The sequence below is a fragment of the Parahalioglobus pacificus genome, assembly GCF_014652275.1.
Taxonomy (GTDB): Bacteria; Pseudomonadota; Gammaproteobacteria; order Pseudomonadales; family Halieaceae; genus Parahalioglobus; species Parahalioglobus pacificus.
The window spans coordinates 24,652-43,095 of the sequence record NZ_BMYM01000002.1 but is presented as its reverse complement, the minus strand read 5'-3'; the positions used below and the strand labels follow the sequence as shown (position 1 = coordinate 43,095).

Annotated in this window: 18 protein-coding genes; 3 read left to right on the top strand and 15 right to left on the bottom strand. The window is 58.1% G+C overall.

Annotated features, from left to right (window positions below; translation table 11 throughout):
• Complete coding sequence (gene trpD, locus IE089_RS08950; RefSeq protein WP_189477483.1) at positions 1-1,041, top strand: anthranilate phosphoribosyltransferase; 1,041 nt, start codon at positions 1-3, stop codon at positions 1,039-1,041.
• Complete coding sequence (gene trpC / locus IE089_RS08945) at positions 1,042-1,845, top strand: indole-3-glycerol phosphate synthase TrpC (RefSeq protein WP_189477482.1); 804 nt, start codon at positions 1,042-1,044, stop codon at positions 1,843-1,845.
• 19 nt (positions 1,846-1,864) lie between these two features.
• Here trpC and crp read toward each other — a convergent pair whose 3' ends face one another.
• Positions 1,865-2,521 carry a cAMP-activated global transcriptional regulator CRP gene (gene crp, locus IE089_RS08940; protein WP_189477481.1) on the bottom strand — a complete coding sequence of 219 codons (657 nt, stop codon included), beginning with the start codon at positions 2,519-2,521 and terminating at the stop codon, positions 1,865-1,867.
• 115 nt (positions 2,522-2,636) lie between these two features.
• On the opposite strand from crp, the gene IE089_RS08935 reads away from it, so the two are divergent.
• Complete coding sequence (locus IE089_RS08935) at positions 2,637-3,071, top strand: OsmC family protein (RefSeq protein WP_189477480.1); 435 nt, start codon at positions 2,637-2,639, stop codon at positions 3,069-3,071.
• 8 nt (positions 3,072-3,079) lie between these two features.
• Here the strand turns inward: IE089_RS08935 and coq7 are convergent, their stop codons facing one another.
• The 14 genes from coq7 to IE089_RS08865 all read right to left on the bottom strand — a co-directional run bounded on the left by coq7 (position 3,080) and on the right by IE089_RS08865 (position 18,350).
• Positions 3,080-3,724, bottom strand: coding sequence for a 2-polyprenyl-3-methyl-6-methoxy-1,4-benzoquinone monooxygenase (gene coq7 / locus IE089_RS08930; protein ID WP_189477479.1), 645 nt, complete (start codon positions 3,722-3,724; stop codon positions 3,080-3,082).
• A 15-nt stretch (positions 3,725-3,739) separates the two neighbouring features.
• Positions 3,740-5,032, bottom strand: a complete 1,293-nt coding sequence (gene purD, locus IE089_RS08925) for a phosphoribosylamine--glycine ligase (protein ID WP_189477478.1) — start codon at positions 5,030-5,032, stop codon at positions 3,740-3,742.
• Between the two features lie 63 nt (positions 5,033-5,095).
• Positions 5,096-5,536, bottom strand: coding sequence for a helix-turn-helix domain-containing protein (locus IE089_RS08920; RefSeq protein ID WP_189477477.1), 441 nt, complete (start codon positions 5,534-5,536; stop codon positions 5,096-5,098).
• Positions 5,520-7,376: a site-specific integrase gene (locus IE089_RS08915; protein WP_189477476.1), complete on the bottom strand. Its 1,857-nt coding sequence runs from the start codon at positions 7,374-7,376 to the stop codon at positions 5,520-5,522. Before IE089_RS08915 ends, IE089_RS08920 begins: the two co-directional genes overlap by 17 nt.
• Complete coding sequence (locus IE089_RS08910) at positions 7,373-8,983, bottom strand: hypothetical protein (protein ID WP_189477475.1); 1,611 nt, start codon at positions 8,981-8,983, stop codon at positions 7,373-7,375. Before IE089_RS08910 ends, IE089_RS08915 begins: the two co-directional genes overlap by 4 nt.
• Positions 8,976-10,133 carry a tyrosine-type recombinase/integrase gene (locus IE089_RS08905; protein ID WP_189477474.1) on the bottom strand — a complete coding sequence of 386 codons (1,158 nt, stop codon included), beginning with the start codon at positions 10,131-10,133 and terminating at the stop codon, positions 8,976-8,978. Before IE089_RS08905 ends, IE089_RS08910 begins: the two co-directional genes overlap by 8 nt.
• A gap of 46 nt (positions 10,134-10,179) precedes the next feature.
• Positions 10,180-11,754 (bottom strand): bifunctional phosphoribosylaminoimidazolecarboxamide formyltransferase/IMP cyclohydrolase, encoded by a 1,575-nt coding sequence (purH, locus tag IE089_RS08900; protein WP_189477473.1) that lies wholly within the window; start codon positions 11,752-11,754, stop codon positions 10,180-10,182.
• Positions 11,755-11,769: 15 nt separating this feature from the next.
• Positions 11,770-12,090 carry a DNA-binding transcriptional regulator Fis gene (fis, locus tag IE089_RS08895; protein WP_189477472.1) on the bottom strand — a complete coding sequence of 107 codons (321 nt, stop codon included), beginning with the start codon at positions 12,088-12,090 and terminating at the stop codon, positions 11,770-11,772.
• Positions 12,087-13,073 (bottom strand): tRNA dihydrouridine synthase DusB, encoded by a 987-nt coding sequence (gene dusB / locus IE089_RS08890; RefSeq protein ID WP_189477471.1) that lies wholly within the window; start codon positions 13,071-13,073, stop codon positions 12,087-12,089. Before dusB ends, fis begins: the two co-directional genes overlap by 4 nt.
• A 78-nt stretch (positions 13,074-13,151) precedes the next feature.
• Positions 13,152-14,039, bottom strand: coding sequence for a 50S ribosomal protein L11 methyltransferase (gene prmA, locus IE089_RS08885; protein WP_189477470.1), 888 nt, complete (start codon positions 14,037-14,039; stop codon positions 13,152-13,154).
• A gap of 5 nt (positions 14,040-14,044) precedes the next feature.
• On the bottom strand, positions 14,045-15,385 hold the full coding sequence (gene accC / locus IE089_RS08880) for an acetyl-CoA carboxylase biotin carboxylase subunit (protein ID WP_189478305.1): 1,341 nt from the start codon (positions 15,383-15,385) through the stop codon (positions 14,045-14,047).
• 36 nt (positions 15,386-15,421) lie between these two features.
• On the bottom strand, positions 15,422-15,904 hold the full coding sequence (gene accB / locus IE089_RS08875; protein WP_189477469.1) for an acetyl-CoA carboxylase biotin carboxyl carrier protein: 483 nt from the start codon (positions 15,902-15,904) through the stop codon (positions 15,422-15,424).
• 24 nt (positions 15,905-15,928) lie between these two features.
• Positions 15,929-16,369 carry a type II 3-dehydroquinate dehydratase gene (gene aroQ / locus IE089_RS08870; RefSeq protein ID WP_189477468.1) on the bottom strand — a complete coding sequence of 147 codons (441 nt, stop codon included), beginning with the start codon at positions 16,367-16,369 and terminating at the stop codon, positions 15,929-15,931.
• Between the two features lie 217 nt (positions 16,370-16,586).
• The gene (locus IE089_RS08865) at positions 16,587-18,350 is read right to left on the bottom strand and encodes a protein-disulfide reductase DsbD family protein (RefSeq protein WP_189477467.1); all 1,764 of its coding nucleotides are present in this window, start codon (positions 18,348-18,350) and stop codon (positions 16,587-16,589) included.
• Positions 18,351-18,444 lie beyond the last annotated feature (94 nt).

Genomic DNA, 18,444 nt, shown 5'->3' with positions numbered 1-18,444 from the left:
GTGGATATTCAGCAAGCATTGGCGCAGGTCGTCGAAGGCGAGTCACTCTCAAGGGAGCAGATGGCAGCCGTGATGCATCAGGTAATGTCCGGTGATGCGACTGACGCGCAGATTGGCGGACTCCTGGTGGCACTGCGTATCAAGGGTGAGACAATCGATGAAATTGCCGGCGCAGCCGGGGTGATGCGTGAGCTGGCCACGCCGGTTTCCGTGCCGCAGGACAATCTGGTTGATCTTGTGGGTACCGGCGGCGACGGCGCAAACCTGTTTAATGTTTCTACCGCTGCGACCTTCGTTGTAGCGGCGGCCGGGGCCCGCGTGGCCAAGCACGGCAATCGCTCAGTCTCCAGCACCAGCGGCAGCTCTGACGTGCTTGAGGCTCTGGGTGTACCGTTGGATTTAGCGCCTGATCAGGTCGAACGCGCCATCAATGAAGTGGGCATGGGCTTTATGTTCGCCCCTACCCATCACAGCGCCATGCGCTATGCGGTTGGTCCGCGGCGAGAGTTGGGCTTGCGCACACTCTTCAATGTACTCGGGCCCCTCACCAACCCTGCCGGGGTTAAGCGTCAGGTACTGGGGGTTTACTCTCCGGAGCTGTGCGAGCCCATGGCGCATGCTCTGCAGGCGCTGGGCAGTGAGCACGCCATGGTGGTCCATTCTGATGACGGCCTGGACGAGATATCTATTGCAGCATCTACTCAGGTCAGTGAGCTAAGAGATGGCTGCATTACCAATTATCGCATCGCGCCTGCGGACGTTGGCATTGCCCAGCTTAGCCTTGAGGGATTGGGTGTGGACAGCGCCCAGGCTTCGGCCAGCCTCATCCGAGATGCGCTGAAGGGCAAAGACGATGATGTTTCAAAGCGCGCTGCTGCGTTGATCGCAATAAACGCTGGCGCCACTATTTATGTCAGCGGTATCGCGGCCACGCTCGCCGATGGCGTGGATATGGCTGAAGACCTGATGGCATCAGGCCAGGCCGCTGAAAAGCTGAAAGCCTTCGTGGATTTCACGCAAATGATGCGGGGACTTTCCTGAATGGCTAATCCGCCGACCATTCTGCGCAAAATTATTGACCGCAAGTACGAGGAAGTCGCTGATCGTCTTGCGCAGACGCCTCTGAGTGAACTTGAGGCGGCGATTGCCTCACAAACGCCTGTCCGTGGCTTCGCCGCGGCCTTGAAGGCGTCGGTGAACGCGGGTCGTTCGGCGGTTATTGCCGAGGTGAAAAAGGCGTCGCCCAGCAAAGGCGTGATTCGTGAGCAGTTTGTGCCCGCCGAAATAGCGGCCAGCTACGAGCGCGGCGGTGCCAGTTGCCTGTCAGTCCTGACGGACGTCGATTTCTTCCAGGGCGGCGATACCTACTTGCAGCAGGCTAGGGCCGCCTGCGTTTTACCTGTCTTGCGCAAGGATTTTACCGTCGACCCTTACCAGGTAATTGAGGCGCGAGCGATAGGTGCCGATGCGATTCTGCTCATCGTTGCGGCCCTGGAGCAATCGCAGATGGTGGAGCTGGCGGCCGCCGCCGCGGAGTGCGCCCTGGATGTGCTGGTTGAAGTCCACGACCGCGCAGAGCTGGATCGTGCGCTGGAACTGGACACGCCACTGGTGGGTATCAATAACCGGGATCTGCACAGTTTCGATACGTCGTTGGACACCACGTTCTCACTGCTTCCCCACATGCCCGAAGATCGTATTGTGATTACCGAGAGCGGAATTCACACAGCCGGTGACGTCGCTGCCATGCGAGAGCACGATGTTAATGCGTTTTTGGTGGGGGAGGCCTTTATGCGGGCCGAGGAACCCGGCGATAGGTTGCAGGAGCTGTTCTTCGCCGCCTAAGTAAGTGTAACGCGGGACACTAACGAGTCCCGAAAACCACCATTGTTTTTCCGGAGACCGATACCAGCCCATCCTGCTCGAGGGTTTTCAGAACTCGACCTGCCATCTCGCGAGAGCATCCCACGATCTTGCCCAGTTCCTGGCGAGTGATCTTGATTTGCATGCCATCCGGGTGTGTCATGGCATCCGGCTCTTTGCACAGATCCAGTAGGGTCTGGGCGATGCGGCCTGACACGTCTACAAAGGCCAGGTTCTTCAATTTCCGCGTGGTTGCTCGCAGGCGATTGCCCATCTGCCGCGCGATCGCAAACAGGATGTCCGGGAACTGGTCCTTGATCTCATGAAACTTCTCGTAGGAAATCTCGGCGACTTCGCAGGCTGTCTTGGCCTGAATAATAGCGCTTCGGGGGTTGTCCTCTTCTTCGAGATCAGGGAACAAGCCCATCTCGCCAAAGAAATCCCCAGTGTTGAGGTAGCTAACTACCATCATGTGGCCTTTCTTGTCTTGCTCGTCTTCAATCATGACTGAAACGGAGCCGTCGAGCATGAGGTAGAGGGACGAGCTTGCCTCGCCCTGGCGCAGGATGACGCTCTTGGCTTGGTACTCCTTGCGTTCGCAGTGACGCAAAAAGTTGTCCACATTGGGTATGGCGTTTACCAGTTGTGGTTTAAGCACGTTGTCGCCTCTATCCTGTCCAAGCGGTTTCGATTCTACCCCAGCGCGGGAGTGAGTAAAACGCCGGGGCCTGTGCTAACCTCGCCGGCCCTTAATGTCTCTCGCAGGAATGACCATGCAGGCAACAGTCAAGTGGATGGACGATGCCATGTTTATTGGCGAGTCCGGCAGCGGCCACTCCGTGGTCATGGATGGCCCCGAGGATCTCGGTGGACGGAATATGGGTTTCAGGCCCATGGAAATGTTGCTGTTGGGTACCGGTGGCTGCTCAATCTACGATGTGATGAGCATGTTGAAGAAGTCTCGTCAGCAAGTGACTGATTGCCGGGTGGAGTTGCAGGCAGAGCGCGCCGATGAGGTGCCTGCGGTGTTTACCCGAATCAATCTGCACTTCGTTGTGACCGGCATTGCGTTAAAAGAGTCACAAGTAAAGCGCGCCGTGAGCCTGTCGGCTGAAAAGTACTGCTCCGCTTCCATCATGCTGGGGGCTGCGGGCGTTGAAATCAGCCACAGCTACGAAATCGCAGAGGCCCATACGGGCCAGGATTGAATGCTGCGCTACAGCCAGTAACTGCTGCGGGTCATTACCTGCGACACAAACGACATGGCGTCCTTCACCGGGCGGGGGAAGTCACTACCACCCGCGGCCAGTGCGTTTTCGCCGTGCCGCTGTTCGTCCTCCAGCATCTTCTGCAGGATCAGCTGTGACTTCCTGTCGTCGTCTGGCAGCTGCTTAAGGTGGTCCTTGAGATGCTTGCAGACGCGCTCTTCCGTCGCCGCCACAAACCCCAGTGATACCTTGTCGCTGATGGCGCCCGCAGCAGCGCCCAGTGCAAATGACAGCCCGTACCAAGCGGGGTTGAGGGCGCTGGGCCTTGATCCCAACTCCTTGAGGCGCTCTTCGCACCACACCAGGTGGTCTACCTCTTCAGCGGCGGCCTGTTCCATTTCTTCGCGAACCTCAGGAAGGCGGGCCGTCAGTGATTGCCCCTGATACAGCGCCTGTGCACAAACCTCCCCCGTGTGGTTAACCCGCATGAGCCCTGCCACGTGTCGGCGCTCGGTATCAGGCAGTTCAGTATCTGCGTGACCATCAGCCGGCGAAGGGCGTGCCGCGGTATTGCCGCGGGCGCCTAGTGTCCGCAAAACGGTATCCGCTTCGCCGAGCAGTTTGTCCAGAAGTGTCAGTTGCCGCTGGCCCATGGTGATTGCCGTTTGTCAGGTGTCTTGACTATAGCGCTCGATGGCCCGCCATCCAATGTCGCGGCGCATCACACAGCCGTCCCAGGTAATGTCCTGAGCCGCGGCGTAGCATGCTTCTTGCGCAGCTTTGATATTGTCACCCAGCGCTGTCACACACAGAACACGGCCGCCGTTGGTCACGATTGCCTCATCAGCCTGTGCGGTTCCTGCGTGAAATACCTTGATGTGCTCTGGTTGGGGCTCATCCAGTCCAGCGATGGGCAGGCCTTTGTCGTAGCTGCCGGGGTAGCCGCCCGCGGCCAGCACCACACCCATGGCACAACGCACATCCCAGTTGGCCTCGGCAGTGTTCAGATCACCGGACAGGGCTTGCTGGCACAATGACACCAGATCGGAGTTCAGCCGCATCATGATGGGCTGGGTTTCCGGGTCACCAAAGCGACAGTTGTACTCGATAACTTTTGGCTGCCCGTCAGGGGTAATCATCAATCCCGCGTAGAGGAAGCCCGTATAGGCATTGCCTTCGGCGGCCATGCCCTCGACGGTGGGTAGAATCACCTGCTCCATAATGCGCTGGTGCACGGCTGCGTCGACTACCGGGGCGGGAGAATACGCGCCCATGCCGCCGGTGTTGGGGCCGGTATCACCCTCGCCGATGCGCTTGTGATCCTGGCTGGTGGCCATCGGCAATACGTTCTTGCCATCTGCGATAACGATAAAGCTGGCCTCTTCGCCTTCCAGGAATTCCTCGATCACCACACGGCAGCCTGCATCGCCAAACGCGTTGCCCGATAGCATGTCCCGTACCGCTTCTTCTGCCTGCGCCAGGGTCTCCGCGACGATCACGCCTTTGCCGGCAGCCAGGCCATCCGCCTTAACCACAATAGGCGCACCTTGCTCACGCAAGTACGCCAATGCTGGCTCCAGCTCGGTAAAGTTGCCGTAGGCCGCGGTAGGAATATTGTGCCGGGCCAGGAAGTCCTTGGTGAAGGCTTTGGAGCCTTCTAGCTGTGCAGCGCCCTTGCTGGGTCCAAAACACGGCAGACTCTTCTCGGCGAAGAAATCTACAATGCCGTCCACCAATGGGGCTTCGGGGCCCACTATGGTCAGGCCGCAATCATTGCTTTCAGCGAAGTTCGCCAGGGCGGCGAAGTCCATCACGTCCAGCGCGACATTTTCCAAGCCTGATTCCAGTGCCGTGCCGGCATTGCCCGGCGCCACGTACACTGTATTAACGCTGGGCGATTGCGCCGCTTTCCATGCCAGTGCGTGCTCGCGCCCGCCGCTGCCAATAACCAGTACATTCATCCCATTAAGCTACCTTGTAACATGATACTATTAGATAAGTATCTGATTTCATTAAACATTGTTTCATGTATCACTTTTTGTGTTTTTTGAGGGAAAAACGATCACTTTCTTGCTCTCTGCAATGGATTGCAATCGCCGGTTTTCGACCTCCAGCGTGGCCATCTCAGATGCCATTTCGCGATTCAGTTCACGCGTGCGGATGTGCTCCTGCCGCAGCTCTGTGTACTTCGCCCTGAGATTACGCAGGGCCGCATTCTTCTCGTCTCGCTGCGCCCTGACGGCTCTGTTACCCGCCTCTCGGATGCGCTCAGCCAAACCAGGGTGATTGTTGTGGATCGTAGCACGACTAACCCCCGCCTCTTCAGCTACGGATGCGATACTCAGCTTGCGCCCCGCATTGATCACCTTAGGTCGGCCCTTCTCGATACGTTGTATGGCCTGCCTTATCGCCTTGGCTGTCAACTCGCCGCGAGTTGGTGCCGTAGTTTCAGGTTCCGACATCATCAAGCTCCTCTCCTGTCGCGCCGAGGCCTATCAAGACCTTCCGGCATTTCTGTATGTCACGTTCGACGCGCTCCTGACCGGCCGGCCCAATCTCGGGCAACTCCCGCAATTCGAGTTGTTGAGCATAAATACCCTGCCAGATGTGCTTTCGGGACGCATCAATGATTGCATTGCCACAGTCGCCACAGCGGGTTTTTTCAAAACCCTGGCCGCCGTTGCAGCCACCTGTATCTGCCGTACACCAGGCTACGCCTGTCGCGCGGATATTCACCAGTGGGCTGATAGATCGTGCCATCTCTGCGCGGCCTTGCTCAGTCTTCACGGATTGGCTTTTGGCACGGAAGGCCCGGAGCTGATCCGAGGCGCCGCCTGTGAGAATCGCATCGGGTTCCAGCCAGTGTTCGAGCAAGTCAGTCTTGATCCCTAAGGCTGCCGTCGCCAGCGCATCGTAGAGTTCCGCGTCTTGCTTACGATTCATCGCGTACAGTGTTGTCATGTCCAACGACCAATGCTTCAAGTGATCGCGCAGATACCGCAGATCACCAAATGCGCTGTGCGCCGCATACACCGCAAACGTGCGCCGAAACTGGTGAGGCGCAAAATGCCAGTTAAGGTTACGTTTGGTCGCAAACGCATTGATCCGTGTGAGCACCGCCTGGCTAGACAGCGTCTCGATTCGGTTGTTAAGCCTTTGAGCAACACCCAAGAACAGGCGCTTGGTGTGCTCGCTCAACCGCGTGACTTCAGGGTCGTTCGGGTCTTCGGTGCGCAATGCCTCAACCGACGCCATGACCCGGGCCTGCAACGGTTCGGCTACTCGCTCAGCCACGGCAATCGCCCGGTGGGTCAGCCCAGCAACAAGCCACTCGCAGGCACCAGCGGCCGTTTTGTAGCTGATGCCCCGCATCCAATGCAAACGGTCGCCATGCTCTCCGACCGAGGAATAGGCGCAGCCGGTTTCCAGTGAGCAGAGTTCCGAGACGCGAATACCGCTGGTGACCAGGACGATGACCATGCTGGCCGACTGCAGATCTCGCAGCGCGCTTTTGACTGCACCCTGCGTCCAGCCGGTCGGCTTAAGTCGACTGCTGATTTGATTGCTACTCCACCCCTGTGTTTGCCAGACCGTAATCTGCTCGTGCCAGGTGAGAATCTCATCTGCCCTGTCCAGATACTCCACGCACGCTTGAAACAAAGGCCCCAACACGTCATCTGGAATGACCGCAGTCTTCGCCTCTTGACGTCGGGGATCGTCATGCCCCGTCAGCCCAGCCAGATGATTTCCCGAAGACTCCGGCCAAGGATGTTGCATTGAGTCGGCGGTGTGTCCGCTCAGGATGTGCAGGGTTTCTAAGGCACGGAATTGTGCATCCAATGTCGTGGCCGACAACGGCTTGCCATTGGGGCTTTTGAGCGAACGACAGTAGTCTACGTACTGTTGTGCGAGCAGTGAGGAAACACCGTTCAGATTCGTAATGCCTCGCTTATCGAGCCATCTTAGGAAGGAGCACGCGTTACGGAAAAAGTTGCGAATCGTCCCTCCTCGAGGTCTAGCGCGCCCCTCAATACCCACGAGCATGTAGCGTGCCACGCAGGCCCGCATTGTCGGTCGGAAGGCACCTGGCACTCGCTCGAAGTTCAGCTTTTTTTTACCGTCGCCTATGCCTGCGGCAAAAAGGCTGTCGGGCAGTATCCAGACCGAATCCTCATAGCGGCTCAGGACGTGATAGCTGCCGCCATCTAGACGCATACCAGTGATGACTGCACTGGCGGCAGGCTCACCGCCCTCAGCGCTTCTAAGGGCCATCAGCTGCTCGGTCAAGAAGGCAGTTTCATTCATGTGATGATCTCCAGAAGCTCTGGATCTCGCCAGAAGGGGTGCGGATCAGCCTTGGCGCGTTGACGCTGAATGGCCACGATTTCATCGTCAAATTGAGTAGCGATGTCCTGGTCGATGATGCGGATGATGTGACCGTAGACGCGCTTCCAGGCGCTGCCTCCCATCCGCCGTCGCATGCCGACCAGCATCCAGTAAAGGCTGAAAACCCGATACAAATCCTCGCCGGTCACGACGAAGGACTTGCAGCGAAAGCAGGCCAGAAACTTCTGGCAATGCTTGCCATTCTTTGGCGCAAGGTCGCCCATCAGCGTGTCCCGGCACTTGGCCACTGGCGTATTCTTGTTCGGAAGCGTAGAGACTTTGCCCAGCAACTGTTCTGTGCGAATCTCGCCCATCAAGTGCCAATCGCGTTCGGCCGTTTCTGGGGCCTCTAGGTAGTAGTCGTTGGAGACCTTTGGGGTATGCCCACCGAGCTTCGCCGTCAGGAAAGGATCTTGTCCGGATAGCGAAAACAAGCGGTTCTCAAAAGTCTTGCGTAGGCGAGAGAGGTTTAGCGCCAGCGGTTTTTTGTCAGCATCATGCAGGTCATGGCGTTGGCAGAATGCTTTGATTCCCGCGCGTAGTGTCTCCTGGTTCAGTCGCAGTATCGTCTCGATGCCTGTACCGTTACTCGACTCATAGACAAACAACGTTGACGCATAGTGGCTACTCTGCTTTCGCAGCTCGCTATTGCGTTTACGGACTAGATCGATGATCCGCGCCACATCGGGCAGCGCCGTCACCATAGTCTCGATATCAGCCGAGCGGCGTAGGCTCTGGATGTGGGTAGCATTTCCCCGCCGCTTATAGCTCACCAGGACATACCGATCAGCTTTGAGAGGGTGAGGCTGCAGGCAATCGGTGATCAGCTCTAGCGCAGGCGTGGGGTTGATGCCTGTACGGGCCGCAATTGCCAGCAGGCAGACGCTCAGTTCTCCACGTGTCAGTAGGCCGCTGCCTTTAATGATGTCCCGCATATCCACTTTGAGGGCCTTCAGGACGGCTTTACGTTCGGGCTCGCTGAGAGCGCGCTGACCGGCCGTGCCTCGGTTGTAGTTTGGGAAGGGGTTGCGCGGAAAAATATCCTGTGCAATCCAGCCTGACTGCCCTAAAGCGACCAGCACTGGTTTTGTAGCCGAGTACCTTTGTTTCTGACTTGACCGCTCTCCCGATTGCCTCAGCTTGGCAATGAAGTGATCGATCAGGCCGCGGTCAATATCGTCAAGCCGTAGATCGCGCTCCAACGCGGCAGCCATCGTCGCACAGTGTGGGAGAAAGGCGGACAGACCATCGCCAAAATAGGTGCTAATGGTGGTAGGGCTGAGTGTCTTTCCGGCGCTTTTTGCGCTGCTGCTAGCCATGCGTTCCAGCGTACGCTGACAGGCATACACCACCACATCGCAGCCTTTTCCGTAGTGCTTGGCGAAGTCAAGATTGCGTCTGTTGCCTGCGTGCTTAGGCAAGCGCACAATCGTCTCCGCCGGCGGCAGGGAGGTTAAGTCTAGCGTATGCTCGTCTCCCGCCTTTGATGGTCGCGAGGCGGATGAGCGCAAGGATTTCTTAGCCACCTGCAACTTCCTGGCTGATGACATCGATCTCGTTCTGATAATCGTTCATCAGCGCATCCTCGAGCTCTGAGAAGCAGTGCAGATACTTCTCGGTAGTGGTCACTGAGGCATGGCCCAGTCGGTCGCGCACATAAATTAGCGCGTGAGTCTGGGCCTTTGATTTCATCATCGCGTAAAGCGAGTGCGTCGCATAGGTATGCCGCAAGACATGGACGTTGACGTAGGTGATGCCAGCAATCTCGCCAGCCCGCTTCACAATGCCTAGGAACGCTGCTCCGTCGTTGGCATAGGGCAGGCCGTCCTCCGTTAGAAAGAGCGTCGGTTGAGCCTGTCCCGATAGGTTCTCCAGCTGGTGCCGTTCATGGATCACGTATTGCCAGAGGTCTTCCATCACCGTCCGCGGTACATCGATACCCCGTGGCTGGTTGAGTTTGATCACCATGTCCCTCGGATCAAGATTGACACGGATGAATGAGCGATGCTTTGTGTAAGTAACAGGGTTGATTACATACTTCAGCGGAAAAGTTGCCAGTTCCTCGCGGCGAAGTCCGGTTGTCAGCCCCAATCTCACCATCAGCCTGTGCGTCGGATTTTTGATGGCGTTCAGCAGATCCAGAGATTGATGTTTGGTTAGCACGCGGATCACGGTTCTGGGCGTCTTCAGCATCACATCTGGTGATACTCGCTTTCCCCCACTGGCATCGACATGGGCAAGGAACCCCTTAGGCTCCCTCACGGTGATCGTATCCATGCCATATGGGACAGACGTAACCCAGCCCTTATTTGCTGCATGGCGATAGAATGCACATAGCAGCCGCAGCCGAGCGTTGACTGTTCCCGCTGCTAGGCTCCCACCCTCTTCGCTCAGGTTCCAATCTCGAAACTCGGCAAGAATGGTGGCTTCGCGATCATTGCCAACGTCTCGCCAATCAATGGCGTTGGCCTCGCACCACCCGAAGAATTGATACAGGTACTGACCGTAGGTCCCCCAAGATTTTTTGGACCCGATCCTCCCCCGCTTAATCAGATGGCTGATGCAGAAGTCGAGAGCCTCACTGACAATACACCCTTTATCTGAGACAAGGATTGGGAAGTCTGTGTAGCTTTGACCGTTGAGCTTGAACTTCTCTGTACTGAAAAACAGATCCATGACGACATGCTATCAGCATGTATCACTTATTCAAGCGCTAATCATATCAGTGCCTGAAGTGCCTCATACCGGTGAACACCATCGCCATGCCGTGCTCGTCGGCTGCGGCGATGACCTCGTCATCGCGAATAGAGCCGCCGGGCTGGATCACCGCAGCAATGCCGCGCTCACCGGCGCTGTCGATGCCGTCGCGGAAGGGGAAGAAGGCATCAGAGGCCATGACCGAGCCGCGAACAGCCAGTCCTGCGTGCTCGGCTTTGATGGCCGCTATACGAGCGGAATTTACCCGACTCATTTGCCCCGCGCCGACGCCAACAGTCTGGCCGCCGCTCGCGTAAATGATGGCATTGGATTTAACGAACTTCGCGACTTTCCATGCAAACAGCAGGTCGTTCCACTGCTCATCGGTGGGCGCTATTTTGGTGACTACCTTCAGGTCTTCGCGGTTGACCATTCCCAGGTCGCGGTCCTGTACCAGCAATCCACCATTGACCCGCTTGTAGTCCATTGCCGGCATACCGAGGCCCCACTCTCCACAGGCCAACAGGCGCACGTTTTTTTTCTCTGCCACCGCAGCCTGTGCTTCAGCGCTCACGCTGGGTGCGATAATGACCTCCACAAACTGGCGCTCGACAATCGCCATCGCGGTGGCCGCATCCAGTTCCCGGTTGAACGCGATAATGCCGCCAAAGGCAGACTCCGGGTCGGTTTCAAAAGCCAGATCGTAAGCCTTGCCAATCGTCTCGGCCACAGCCACGCCGCAAGGGTTTGCGTGCTTGACGATCACACAGGCGGGCGCGTCAAAGTTCTTCACACACTCCAGCGCGGCGTCTGTATCGGCAACGTTGTTGTAAGACAGTTCTTTACCCTGGAGCTGGGTCGCAGTAGCAATACCAGCCTCCGCCGGAGTCGCTTCCACATAGAACGCCGCCTTCTGGTGAGGATTCTCGCCGTAGCGCATTTCCTGTGTCTTGTGGAACTGCGTGTTGAAGGTACGGGGGAAGTCGTCAGAGCCACCGGGAACCTGTCGGCCAAAGTAATTGGCAATGGCGCCGTCGTAGGCTGCCGTGTGCTCGTAGGCCTTGATGGCAAGGTCGAAACGCGTCGCCAGGCTGGTAGCGCCGGCATTGCTGCTCATTTCATCGATGATGGCGCTGTAATCGTCGGCATTCACCACAATGTTCACAAAGCGGTGGTTCTTGGCCGCTGCGCGCACCATGGTGGGCCCACCGATATCGATGTTATCAACCGCGTCTTCCAGCGTGCAGTCTGGTTTGGCGACCGTGGCTTCAAAGGGGTAGAGGTTCACCACAACCATATCAATGGCGTCGATCTGATGCTCGGCCATCACTTCATCGTCCTGGCCCCGACGGCCGAGAATGCCGCCGTGCACTTTGGGGTGCAGGGTTTTTACCCGCCCGTCCATCATTTCCGGGAAGCCCGTATAGTCGGAGACTTCGGTCACGGCCAGGTCATTGTCTTTGAGTAACCGGTACGTGCCGCCGGTGGAGAGCAGTTCCACACCCAGGTTTGTGAGCTGGCGGGCGAATTCTACGATGCCGGTTTTATCAGAGACGCTGATCAGCGCCCGCTTTACCGGTACGAGATTGATGTCGTTCATTGCGCGGGACGTTCCTTACTGGTTGCGGGGGTCGATCAGGTCGTAGCGTTTCAGCTTTTTGCGCAGCGTGCCGCGGTTCAGGCCCAGCATGACGGAGGCCTTTGTCTGGTTGTTGCGCGTGTAGTTCATGATTTCTTTCAGTAGGGGCTCTTCAATTTGCGACAGCACCATGTCGTAGAAATCGGTGGTCATCTGTCCGTCCAGTTCATCGAGGAATTGACGAACAGACGCTGAAACTGCGTCTCTGAGGTGGTTGGGGGAAACATCCTGACGCAGAGTCTGAAGACCCTCATCGTTGGCGGCGGTGTGCTCGGCCAGTGTTTCAGCCTTGGTCATGCTGCAATGTCCTCGTGCAAAAGTGTGGTTTGAATGTGGTTGATCATGTTCAGTTGGTCGTCTGCCTCGCCCAGCGCGTTGAACCGCTTGCGCCAGTCACCACTCACTGGAAGGTGTTGCAGGTACCATCCCGTGTGCTTGCGCGCGATGCGCACGCCCATGAAATCGCCGTAAAAATCGTGCAGTGCGCGCAGGTGTCCGCGCATGATGTCGAAGCGCGCACTCAAACTGGGTGCGGGCTTGTGCTCACCCCGTGTCAGGTAATGGGCGATCTGGCCGCACAGCCAGGGTTGGCCCTGGGCACCTCGGCCAATCATGATGCCGGCCGCTCCCGTGTAATCACGTACGCGCGCGGCTTGCTCGGGGCTGGTGATATCGCCATTGGCGAAAACGGGAAAGCTGGTGGCCGCGACAATGGCAGCTATGGTGTCGTACTCCGCTGTGCCATTGAATTTATCGGCGCGAGTGCGCCCATGGACAGCTAGCGCCTGAATGCCCGCTTGTTCCGCAATACGTGCGATGGCAACGCCATTGCGTGCCTCTGGCGTACTGCCAGTGCGTATTTTCAGGGTGACGGGCACGTCGACGGCAGTGACAACCGCATCCAGTATGCGAGCAACCAGCGCCTCGTCGGCCAGCAACGCAGAGCCCGCCGCTTTCTTGCAGACTTTTTTTGCCGGGCAACCCATATTGATGTCGATGATCTGAGCGCCCTGACCCACGTTGTATCGGGCAGCCTCTGCCATGGTGGCGGGGTCATTGCCCACAATCTGTACCGAGCGAGGCTCGGCCTCGCCATCGTGTCGACTACGCAGCAGGGTTTTGCGCGACTCCCTCAGGGTAGGATCCGCAGTGACCATTTCTGATACCACAAAGCATGCCCCCTGTTCGGCGCACAGGCGTCGAAACGGCAGGTCGGTGACGCCGGCCATAGGGGCCAGCGCTACAGGGTTTGGCAGGGCATACGGCCCGATCTGCAGCATGGTAGAAATGGTCTGAAAAAAGAGGCGGTATCATACTCGACCGCCCTCGGCTGTTGAAGCCGATTGCGCAAAAAATCGTCAGTTTTTGCGCCCGATCAGGCAGGCCCAGCCCTCGCGCTCAGCCGCAATCGTCAGTTCCAATTCAGGCCTGTAGTGGGTGATGATGTCTTCAGCCTGGGAGTTGAGAAGCCCCGCCAGCACCAGGGTGGCGCCGGGGCTCATCAGCGGGAGCAGAGTGTCCTTCAATGCCAGAAGGGGCCCAGCCAGAATGTTAGCCAGTACCAGATCGCACCGGGCGTTCCACGCCTCGGTGTCAAACTCCCCCGGCAGTGCCACGGTTACCTGAGGGTCGGCGATGCCATTGCGCGCCGCATTGTCAGCGGTTGCCATCAGGGCCTGGGGATCATTATCGACACACAGGGCCTCTCTTGCCCCGAGTTTCAGCGCCGCTACCGCGAGGATGCCAGAGCCACAGCCATAGTCTGCGACCTGAAGTCCCTCGGGGCATATGCGGTCCAAGGCCTCCAGGCAGAGAGCGGTTGTGGGGTGGGTGCCAGTGCCAAAGGCCAGGCCCGGATCCAGCAACAAATTGACGGCTGCGGGGTCTGGTGGCTCCAGCCACGAGGGACAAATCCAAAGGCGCTCACCGAACTGCATGGGCTGGTAGTGTTGCATCCACTCCCGCTCCCAGTCCTTGTCCTCCAGGATTTCCACGCGCTGATTGCTGCCGTCCAGCAGGTCCTCAGGCAGTTCTGCCAGAACCCGGTCCATGTCACTATCGGCGGGGTAAAGTGCGGTGAGTCGTGTTTGGCTCCAGAGGGGCGTTTCGCCCACGGCTGGCTCTAGCACAGGTTGGTCAGCGTTGTCCTCCAGCGTGACGGCTACGGCACCCGTGGCCAATAAAGCATTTTCGAGCGGTTCTACGCAGGCTGGACGGGTGTCCAGGCGCAGCTGCAACCATGTCATGAACGCTAGTCTTCCAGTTTGCTTTCGAGGTAGTGAATGCTGACTCCGCCCGCCTGGAAGGCACGATCGATAACCAGTTCACGGTGCAATGGGGTATTGGTGCGTATGCCTTCGACAATCAATTCATCCAGCGCTTGTCGCATCCGTGCCAGCGCGACCTCGCGGGTTTCCCCGTGACTAATCACCTTGGCGATCAGGCTGTCGTAAAAGGGCGGGACGCTGTACCCGTCGTACAGGTGCGAGTCCACGCGTATGCCCGGTCCTCCGGGGGCGTGAAAGGTCGTCACTTTGCCGGGTGAGGGCAGGAAGTTCTGCGGATCCTCGGCGTTAATCCGGCACTCAAAGGCATGCCCCGTGAAGGTCACGTCATCCTGTGCAAATGACAGCGGCATACCACTGGCAATGCGCAGCTGTTCCTTCACGATATCAATGCCGGTAATCAGTTCGGTCACCGGATGTTCCACCTGTACCCGGGTGTTCATCTCGATGAAGTAGAAGCCGCCGTCTTCATACAGGAACTCGAAGGTACCCGCACCGCGATAGCCGATCTCAACGCAGGCGCTGACGCACGCCTCTGCGACCTGTTGGCGCAGGTGTTCGTCGATATCCGGCGCCGGCGCTTCTTCCAATACCTTCTGGTGTCTGCGCTGCAGCGAGCAGTCACGATCACCCAGATGAATGGCGTTGCCCTGGCCATCGGCGATAACCTGAATCTCCACGTGCCGGGGCTTTTGCAGAAATTTCTCCAGGTATACGACGTCCGAGCCGAAGGCTGCCGCCGCCTCGCTCTGGGTAACCTGAACAGAATTGATTAGTGCCGCTTCGTTGTGAACCACGCGCATACCGCGTCCGCCACCACCTGCTGCTGCTTTGACGATCACCGGGAATCCGATGCGCCTGGCGATTTCCAGCGTGCGTTCGTTGTCGTCAGTGAGTGGGCCGTCGGAGCCAGGTACTGTGGGCACGCCCGCTTTTTTCATGGCATCAATGGCTGATACCTTGTCGCCCATCAGTCGAATGGTATCCGCCGTCGGGCCGATAAAAGTGAATCCGCTTTTTTCGACTTGGTCGGCAAAATCGGCGTTCTCGGCCAGGAATCCGTAGCCAGGATGGATTCCCTTGGCATTGGTCACCTCCGCCGCGCTGATAATTGCCGGCACATTCAGATAGCTCTCCGTGGACGGCGCTGGGCCAATGCACACAGACTCATCCGCCATCTTGACGTGCATCAGCGCCTCATCAGGTTTCGAGTGAACTGCCACCGTGGCAATTCCCATTTCTTTACAGGCGCGCAGAATACGCAGTGCTATCTCACCGCGATTGGCGATGAGCACCTTCTCTAGCATAGGCATTGGCGAATCTCCGGGCTGTCGGGCTAGTCGTTAAACGATGCTGACCAGTGGTTGGTCAAACTCCACCGGTTCGCCGTTTTCCACCAGAATCGCCTCGACGGTGCCAGCCTTATCGGCTTCGATCTGATTCATCATCTTCATGGCTTCAACGATGCACAAAACATCACCAACCTTGACCGTCTGGCCAACTTCAACAAAGGACGGGGCGCTGGGGGAGGGCGCACGGTAAAAGGTGCCAACCATGGGCGAGCGTACCTGGTGGCCAGATGTGGCTGGCGCGGGCGCCGCATCAGCCGCAGGGGCTGGTGCAGCGGGTGCGGCTACCGCCGGTGCGGGTGCAACTGGCGCGGGCATCGGTGCTGCCATGGGCTGCGGAACGTAGCCAGGTAGCGCTTGGCTGGCACCACTGTTGCGGCTGATACGGACAGCCTCCTCACCCTCTTTGATCTCGATTTCGTCGATGTTGGATTCTTCCAACAGTTCGATCAGTTTCTTGACCTTGCGAATATCCATGTGCGTTTCCTCAGTGAGTGCGGATCACTGGTCCAGTTGGTTGATGGCGGCTTGCAGGCCCAACTCGTAGCCCTGCGCACCCAGCCCGCAGATCACGCCCACGGCCAGGTCAGAAAAGAACGAGTGCTGGCGGAACTCTTCCCGCGCATGCACGTTGGACAGGTGTATTTCGATAAACGGAATGGCAACGGCAGCCAGGGCATCACGCAAGGCAACACTCGTGTGCGTAAAGGCGGCCGGGTTTATCAGGATGAAATTGACACCCTCGTGGCGCGCATCCTGCACACGCTCGACCAGTTCGTACTCGGCATTACTTTGCATGCTCAGCAGGTGGTGACCGCGCTCGCGGGCAATCTCTTCCAGCCGTGCATTGATGTCGTGCAGCGTGGTATGGCCGTAAACCTCGGGCTCGCGTTCACCGAGCAGGTTCAGGTTAGGGCCATGCAAAACGAGGATTGATGCCATGGGAGTCGCCGACGGTGTATTGGTTATTATCTGCGCGAAGTGTGGACCATAAAATAGTGCCTGTCTAGGCGGAATGTGAATTTTTGGATTTTGGCTGCATTTCGCAGCCGATTTGCAGAAGATCGGACGTTTTTAGACGTTTGCGCCTTTTTCTAAGCGCGATCGCAGTCGATGTTGCATCAGCCGCTAAATGTATCGATCTTGCTTCGAAACAGCCCTAGTTTGCAGCGACCACCTCGGAACTGACCGAAACAGCCTCCAGAGCCTCCAAAACCACCGCTGAGCTCAGTATTTGGGGTAAGAGGAGGGGTGGCTGATCAGGGTTGCTGGAGTACATCAGGTACAGGGGGATACCGCTGCGACCGTGGCTCTCGATAAATCTTGCGATGTCGGCGTCGTAGTTCGTCCAGTCTGCCACCATGTAGGTAACGCCGTGGGCTTCGAAGGCGGCTCGCATGTCCTCGGTGAACAGCACAGCCTGCTCATTAGCGATGCAGGTGATGCACCAATCCGCGGTGACATCCACGAAAACCGGCTGGCCGCTATTGCGGTAGTCGCGCAGTGCTTGCTCTGACCACGCCACCGTACCCTCAATGGATGAGCCCGAACTGCCCGGGTTTGGTGAGCGCCAACTACCCATGGCAATGGCCAGAGCCACCAATGCAATCGACACCACTTGCTGCCAGCGTCCCCGGTGCCATAGCCAGAGACCCAACGTCAGCACCAGTGCCCCGCCGATGGCTACTGTCATCGTGTCTACGCCGGTTTGGCGTCCGGCCACCCAGAATAACCACAGAGCAGTGGCATACAGGGGGAAGGCCAGCACTTCCTTGAGTGTTTCCATCCACGCGCCGGGTTTGGGCATCAAACGCCGGGCAAGAGCGCTGTGTGCCAGCAGCACCATGGGTGCCGCCATTCCTGCGCCCAATGCCGCGAATACGGTCAGGCCCACCGCGGCGGGTTGCGTCAGGGCAAACCCCAGTGCTGTTCCCATGAAGGGCGCCGTGCAGGGGCTGGCAACGACCACTGCCAGCACGCCGGTGAAGAAACTGCCTGCATCGCCCTCTTTGGCGGCGAGATCGCCTCCCAGGTTCATCAGGTTGCCGCCAAACTGCACCACGCCGGATAGCGACAATCCCATGGCAATGAACAGATAGGCCAGTGCAATCACAAAGCCGGGGCTCTGTAACTGAAAGCCCCAGCCTATGGCATTGCCGGCTTGCTGTAGCGCAATCAGGACTGCAGCCACTGCGACAAAACTGACCACAACTCCTGCCCCGTATACCCAGGCGTGGCGCGAGGCGTGCGCGTCATTCCCGCTGGTAAAACTTAATACTTTCAGCGAAAGCACGGGGAACACGCAGGGCATTAAATTGAGAATGATGCCGCCCAGGAAGGCCAGTACCATCATGTACGCCAAAGTGCCGGCGCCGGCAAACTCTGTCGCTGCAGGTTCAGTGTTGGCGGCGCCTTTGTTGTTAGTGGGTACTTCCTCACTAGCGCTGCCATCGTTGAAGTCCACAGCAAACTGCTGGCTACGCGGCGGGTAGCACAAGCCCGCATCGGCACAGCCCTGAGATGTCATTCGCAGCGTGGCCGCCTCGGGCGCTCGCTGGGGCACTGCGGTGATATCAGCACTGCCGTAGTACACGCGCACTTCGCCAAAGAACTCGTCCACGCGCTCCAGGGCAGTGGGCAATGCAACCTCTAGTGGAATGTCGCCGCTGGCGTCACTCAGCTCAAACTTAAACTGGTGTTGGTAGAGGTAGTACTCGGGCTCGATCTGCCAGTAAATGCGCAAGGCGCCGTCTTCCTGCACATCCACGGCCACCTGATACGCCTCCTCGACGGGCAGGAACTCGGGGCCGCTCAACGCAGCGCCGAATGGGTCGGTTGCCGACCCCGCACCCAGACTGGTGCCGGTCTGGGCAGACAGTGTCGGGCTGAGCAGTAGCAGCAGAATGGCCAAAAATGCGCGCATGGGGTCTCCGAGTGGTCAATGGCGCGGGGCGCGCATTATACCTGCGCTGATTGCTGCACCCAAAAGCGTGAACAGCCCGCTGCTATAGTGAGGG

What these genes read in the sequence shown, in the direction of transcription:
- trpC (WP_189477482.1), top strand. Translation starts at nt 1,042, where the DNA reads ATGGCTAATCCGCCGACCATTCTGCGCAAAATTATTGACCGCAAGTAC.
- IE089_RS08935 (WP_189477480.1), top strand. Translation starts at nt 2,637, where the DNA reads ATGCAGGCAACAGTCAAGTGGATGGACGATGCCATGTTTATTGGCGAG.
- coq7 (WP_189477479.1), bottom strand. Translation starts at nt 3,724, where the DNA reads ATGGGCCAGCGGCAACTGACACTTCTGGACAAACTGCTCGGCGAAGCG.
- purD (WP_189477478.1), bottom strand. Translation starts at nt 5,032, where the DNA reads ATGAATGTACTGGTTATTGGCAGCGGCGGGCGCGAGCACGCACTGGCA.
- IE089_RS08920 (WP_189477477.1), bottom strand. Translation starts at nt 5,536, where the DNA reads ATGATGTCGGAACCTGAAACTACGGCACCAACTCGCGGCGAGTTGACA.
- IE089_RS08915 (WP_189477476.1), bottom strand. Translation starts at nt 7,376, where the DNA reads ATGAATGAAACTGCCTTCTTGACCGAGCAGCTGATGGCCCTTAGAAGC.
- IE089_RS08905 (WP_189477474.1), bottom strand. Translation starts at nt 10,133, where the DNA reads ATGGATCTGTTTTTCAGTACAGAGAAGTTCAAGCTCAACGGTCAAAGC.
- purH (WP_189477473.1), bottom strand. Translation starts at nt 11,754, where the DNA reads ATGAACGACATCAATCTCGTACCGGTAAAGCGGGCGCTGATCAGCGTC.
- fis (WP_189477472.1), bottom strand. Translation starts at nt 12,090, where the DNA reads ATGACCAAGGCTGAAACACTGGCCGAGCACACCGCCGCCAACGATGAG.
- dusB (WP_189477471.1), bottom strand. Translation starts at nt 13,073, where the DNA reads ATGCTGCAGATCGGGCCGTATGCCCTGCCAAACCCTGTAGCGCTGGCC.
- prmA (WP_189477470.1), bottom strand. Translation starts at nt 14,039, where the DNA reads ATGACATGGTTGCAGCTGCGCCTGGACACCCGTCCAGCCTGCGTAGAA.
- accC (WP_189478305.1), bottom strand. Translation starts at nt 15,385, where the DNA reads ATGCTAGAGAAGGTGCTCATCGCCAATCGCGGTGAGATAGCACTGCGT.
- accB (WP_189477469.1), bottom strand. Translation starts at nt 15,904, where the DNA reads ATGGATATTCGCAAGGTCAAGAAACTGATCGAACTGTTGGAAGAATCC.
- aroQ (WP_189477468.1), bottom strand. Translation starts at nt 16,369, where the DNA reads ATGGCATCAATCCTCGTTTTGCATGGCCCTAACCTGAACCTGCTCGGT.
- IE089_RS08865 (WP_189477467.1), bottom strand. Translation starts at nt 18,350, where the DNA reads ATGCGCGCATTTTTGGCCATTCTGCTGCTACTGCTCAGCCCGACACTG.